This is a genomic window from Streptomyces sp. (assembly GCF_019510245.1).
GTDB lineage: Bacteria > Actinomycetota > Actinomycetes > Streptomycetales > Streptomycetaceae > Streptomyces.
Map to the genome: position 1 here is coordinate 1 of NZ_JAEKKT010000267.1, position 4,722 is coordinate 4,722.

The 4,722-nt window shown below is 76.6% G+C and carries 8 protein-coding genes; all 8 read left to right on the top strand.

Annotated features, from left to right (window positions below; all coding sequences use genetic code 11):
- Positions 1-461: ATPase, T2SS/T4P/T4SS family (locus JF597_RS48435; protein WP_294012067.1), on the top strand; the 461-nt coding region annotated here is incomplete at its 5' end.
- A complete protein-coding gene (locus JF597_RS48440) occupies positions 458-1,216 on the top strand; it encodes a type II secretion system F family protein (protein ID WP_294012070.1) in 759 nt (252 codons plus the stop codon). The genes JF597_RS48435 and JF597_RS48440, both read left to right, overlap by 4 nt.
- Positions 1,213-1,926 carry a type II secretion system F family protein gene (locus tag JF597_RS48445; RefSeq protein ID WP_294012073.1) on the top strand — a complete coding sequence of 238 codons (714 nt, stop codon included), beginning with the start codon at positions 1,213-1,215 and terminating at the stop codon, positions 1,924-1,926. The genes JF597_RS48440 and JF597_RS48445 overlap by 4 nt, the downstream gene beginning before the upstream one ends.
- 102 nt (positions 1,927-2,028) lie before the next feature.
- Positions 2,029-2,232, top strand: a complete 204-nt coding sequence (locus JF597_RS48450; RefSeq protein ID WP_294012076.1) for a DUF4244 domain-containing protein — start codon at positions 2,029-2,031, stop codon at positions 2,230-2,232.
- Between the two features lie 59 nt (positions 2,233-2,291).
- Entirely contained in the window at positions 2,292-2,621 is a 330-nt protein-coding gene (locus tag JF597_RS48455; protein WP_294012079.1) for a TadE family type IV pilus minor pilin, read from the top strand.
- Positions 2,618-3,097 carry an Rv3654c family TadE-like protein gene (locus tag JF597_RS48460; RefSeq protein WP_294012082.1) on the top strand — a complete coding sequence of 160 codons (480 nt, stop codon included), beginning with the start codon at positions 2,618-2,620 and terminating at the stop codon, positions 3,095-3,097. Before JF597_RS48455 ends, JF597_RS48460 begins: the two co-directional genes overlap by 4 nt.
- Positions 3,097-3,816 (top strand): class E sortase, encoded by a 720-nt coding sequence (locus JF597_RS48465; protein WP_294012085.1) that lies wholly within the window; start codon positions 3,097-3,099, stop codon positions 3,814-3,816. The genes JF597_RS48460 and JF597_RS48465 overlap by 1 nt, the downstream gene beginning before the upstream one ends.
- A 108-nt stretch (positions 3,817-3,924) precedes the next feature.
- Positions 3,925-4,722, top strand: a 798-nt coding sequence (locus tag JF597_RS48470) for a hypothetical protein (RefSeq protein ID WP_294012088.1), incomplete at its 3' end; no start/stop codon positions are given.

The following is a 4,722-nucleotide window of genomic DNA, read 5'->3' on the forward strand; positions in this document are numbered from 1 at the left end:
ACCCGCACGTGGTCCGGCTCGAGGCCCGCCCGCCGAACGTCGAGGCCGCGGGCGAGGTGACGCTGCGCGACCTGGTCCGCAACGCGCTGCGGATGCGACCGGACCGGCTCGTCGTGGGGGAGGTGCGCGGGCCCGAGGTCGTCGACCTGCTCGCGGCCCTGAACACCGGCCACGAGGGCGGGTGCGGGACGGTCCACGCGAACAGCGCGGACGATGTGCCCGCCCGCATGGAGGCGCTCGCCGCCACCGCCGGGCTGGGGCGGGAGGCGCTGCACAGCCAGCTGGCGTCGGCGCTGCGCGTGGTGGTCCACGTCATGCGTGACCCCGGCCGCCGCGTCTCGCAGGTGTGCGTGCTGCGCCGCCGCGACGGCCTCGTCACCGCCGTGCCCGCCTGGACGTGGGACGGGCTCGGGCCGGCTGCGCGGGACGAGGGGTACGACGAGCTCGACCGGCTGCTGTGACCTGGCCGGCGGCGCTGCTCGCCGGGCTCGCGGTGCTGGCGATCGCCGGCCTGCCGCGGGAGCGCAGCGCCTGGTCGGTGCCGCCGGTCTGGGCCCCGGCTCCGGCCGCCGCTCTGGGCCTGCTCGTCGGGATCCCTGCCGCCGTCTGCTGCGGGATCGTGTGCGCGGCCGTCGTGCGGGCGGTGCGTCGCCGGTCGGAGCGGCGCAGTGCTGCGGCGGAGCGGGCCGGTGCCGTCGAGGCCGTTGCGGTGCTCGCCGCCGAGCTGCGGGCCGGACGTCCGCCGGCCGAGGCGCTGGCCGCGGCTGCCGCGGTCGGGGAGGGCCCGTTCGCGCACGCGCTGTCAGGTGCCGCGCGCGCCCTGCACCTGGGCGCCGACCCGGCGCAGGTCCTCCGCGCGGCAGCCCCCGGCTCCGCGGCGGCCGCGGCGCTGCGCGCGCTGGCGGCGTGCCTGCAGGTCTGCGCCGGCTCGGGTGGGTCGCTGGCCGGGGCGACCGAGGCGGTCGCCGGCTCGCTGCGCGCGGACGAGGAGCAGCGGCTGGCGGTGGAGGGGGAGCTGGCCGGTCCGCGAGCGACGGCCATGGTGCTGGCGGCGCTGCCGCTGGCAGGCACGCTGCTCGCGGCCGGCCTCGGAGCGCACCCGCTGCACGTGCTGCTGCGCACTCGCGCGGGCGGTGCCTGCCTCGTCGCCGGTGTGCTGCTGGACCTCGCCGGCCTGTGGTGGACCGAGCGGCTGGCCGAGGGCGTGCAGAGGTGATCGCCGCCGCGCTGCTGGGGGTTGCGGTCGCGCTGCTGCTCGGCCGGCCACGTCCCCGGCTGGAGCCGCGGCGGGCCGAGCCGGCGACAGCAGACATGCGGCTGTCGTCACCGCTCACCGTGCGCGCGAGCTGCGCGCTCGCCGGCGTGGCCGCCTGGGCGCTGGTCGGCGGACCGCTCGGTGTCGCGCTGGCCGCCGCTGCCGTCGTCGGCGGCCCGCGGCTGCTCGCGAGGCTGCAGGCAGCGGACCCGGACGAGGCCGAGGTCGCGGCCGCCCTGCCGCTCGTGCTGGACCTGCTCGCCGCCTGCCTGTCCGGAGGGGCACCGCCGGTCGACGCCGTGGCCGCGGTGGCGGCCGCCTTCCCGGGTCCCTGCGGGCAGCGCCTGCTGCGCGTGGCGTCCGCGCTGCGGCTGGGCTCGCCGCCTGCCGAGGCCTGGGCAGCCCTCGGGAGCGGCCGGGACGCCGCCGGGGCCGCCGCGAGGGCCCTCACCCGGGCCGCGGAGGGGGGAGCACCGGTGGCCGCTGCCGTGGCCCGGGTCGCTGCCGACGCCCGCCGGCGCCACGAGGCCGAGACCTCCCGGCGAGCGGCCCGCGCCGGCGTGCTCGCCGTGCTGCCGCTCGGGACCTGCTTCCTGCCGGCCTTCGTGCTGCTCGGCGTGGTGCCGGCCCTCGTCGGCCTGGCGGCACCGCTGCTGCACAGCCTGTCGTGAGCCGTCCACATCCGGCGCCGCACGCGGTCCGGGGAGCCGCCTGCGCGCCAGCGTGGACGTCCTCGTCCCGCACCAGCGGGGCACCCACTCCCGGAGGCATCCGTGAACGCTCTCGCCCGCCTGTCCGCATCCGTCCAGTCCCGCGCCGCCGAGCGCGACGACGGCGGGATGACCACGGCCGAGTACGCCGTCGGCACCGTCGCCGCCTGCGGCTTCAGCGGCGTGCTCTACAAGGTCATCACGTCGCCCACGGTGCTCACCCTCATGAAGGACGTCATCGAGAAGGCCTTCCACCTCGGGTTCTGAGCACGCACCGGCCCCGGGTCCCGGAGACGGGGCCCGGGGCGAGCCCGGGAGGAGGGCGCATGGAGGACGGATACGCGACCGCGGAGGCGGCGGTCGCGCTGCCGGCGCTGATGGCGGTGCTCGGCCTGGCGGTCGGTGCCCTGGTGACCGTCAACGGCCAGCTGCGGTGCGTCGACGCCGCCCGGACGGCCGCCCGGGCCGCGGCCCGCGGGGACAGCGACGCGGCGGCCCGGGCCGCCGCGGCCCCGGTGGCCCCGCCCGGTGCCCGGCTCGACCTGGAGCGGCACGGAGACGAGGTGGTCGTGACGGTGCGGGTCACGCTGCACGCGGGCAGGTGGCTGCCGGGGGTGCCGCTGCACGCCCGCGCCGTCGCCGAGGTCGAGCGGTGAGGCGGGACGAGGGCTTCGTGACCGTCGCCGTCGTGGGGCTGGCTGCCGTGCTGGTCGCGGTCAGCGCGCTGCTCGCCACCCTGGGAGCGGTCGCCGTGGCGCGGCACCGGGCCGCCTCCGCCGCCGACCTGGCCGCGCTCGCGGCCGCCGGTCACCTGGTCGACGGGACCGCCTGCGAGGCAGCGCGGGAGGTGGCACGGGCGGCCGGCGCGGAGCTCACGGACTGCCGTCCGCAGGGCACGACCGTCCTCGTGGTGGCGGCGGTGCGGGTCGGCGCGCTCGGCACCGCCCGGGCCCGGGCCCGGGCCGGCCCCGGCAGCGGGAACCGAGCAGGGCTGCAGGTCGTCTGTCCTGCGACCGATGGACAAGCTGGGGGGTGTCTCGTGCGTAACCTCGAGCCCTCCTCCGTCGTTGGTCGGAGGGTCGGCCCGAGAGTCGACCGAGAGTCCGATTCGCAGCACTGGAGCAGCACCTGATGGAGCCGTCCTTCGTCACCCCCGCCGTGCCGGCGCGGCCCCGCTCGCTGGGCGCGCTGGTGGGGGACTCGCTGCGGCGCCCCGGCGGCCGGCGCGCGCTCTCGGTGCTGTCCGTGGTCCTGTTCCTCGCCGGTGTCGCGATGTTCGCCTACCCGGTCGGCACCGACCTCTACAGCAAGTACCAGCAGGGCAACCTCAACAGCCAGTTCGGCAGCCAGCAGCTGCGCGAGGAGTACCGCACCCGCAGCATCCCGATCGGCAGCGCCCTCACCCGCCTGGTCATCCACACCCGCGACGTGAACGTCGACGTCCTCGTCGTGGAGGGCACCACCCCCGCCGCGCTGCGGGCAGGCGCCGGCCACTACCCCGGTACGCCGTTGCCGGGGGAGAAGGGCAACGTCGGCATCGCCGGCCACCGCACCACCTTCGGCCGGCCGTTCAACCACATCGACGAGCTGCGGGTCGGCGACGAGGTGCTGCTGGAGACGCCCTTCAACCGCTACCACTACAAGGTCATCCCGGGCTGGGGCACCGACGGCCACGCGTACAAGATCGTCAGCCCCGAGGACTTCTCCGTGGTCCAGAACGTCCCCGGCCACTCCTACCTGACGCTCACCTCCTGCCACCCGAAGGGCAGCGCCAAGAAGCGCATCACCGTGCGGCTTGAGTTGCAGCCGAAGGAGACCGAGAGCATCAAGCAGAAGGGGGTGAAGTCGTGATCCGCCGTACGGCCTGCACGCTGGGCGCGCTCGCGCTGCTGACCCCTGCCGTGCTCGCTCCGCCGTACGGCCTGCACGCTCGGGGCGCTCGCGCTGCTGACCCCCGCGGTGCTGGCACTGGGCGTCGGGACGGCCTCGGCTGCCGGCATCTCCTCCCCCGATGACGGCACCACCTACAGCTCGCCGACCACCGTGTCGGTCAGCGCGAGCTTCGCGGGCTGCGCCGCGCTGGCCACCTCCTGCCCGAGCGGCTCGCTGACGGTCGATGACCCGACCGGCGCGCGGGTCGGCTCCACCAGCAAGACCGCCAGCCGGGGCACCAGCTCGACCCCGCTGTCGCTCAGCGTCGGCACCGGTGACGCGACCAGCCGCCCGAACGGCGCGTGGACCGTGACTCTGAAGTCCGGATCCTCCACCACGACCACGCACTACTACACGAACATGCCCGCGGCGACGCCGACCGGGTTCTCCGCCATCGCCTCCGACGGCGACCCGCACGACGTCTTCCTGTCGTGGACCAAGGGCGCCGAGCCGGACCTGCAGGGCTACACGCTCTACGACGGCAACGGCGCCGTCGTGCAGAGCGGCATCACGCCGACGTCGGCGTGCAGCGGCTCGTCGTGCCACTTCGCGCTCTACTACGACAACCCCAAGCCGGGCACCTACACCTACACCTACGCGCTGTCGGCCAGCCGCGGCGGCGGCTGCGCTGCAGGCGACTGCCCCGACGTCGAGTCGAGCAAGACCTCCACGCAGACCGCCTCGCTGACCACACCCGCCCCGCCGCCGTCACCCACCCCGGCGCCCGGCGCGGGCGGTGGCACGACGGGTGGCGGCTCGAGCGGCGGCAGCCCCGGCGGGACCTCCTCCGGCGGATCGACCGGCGGGAGCAGCTCGGGCGGTACG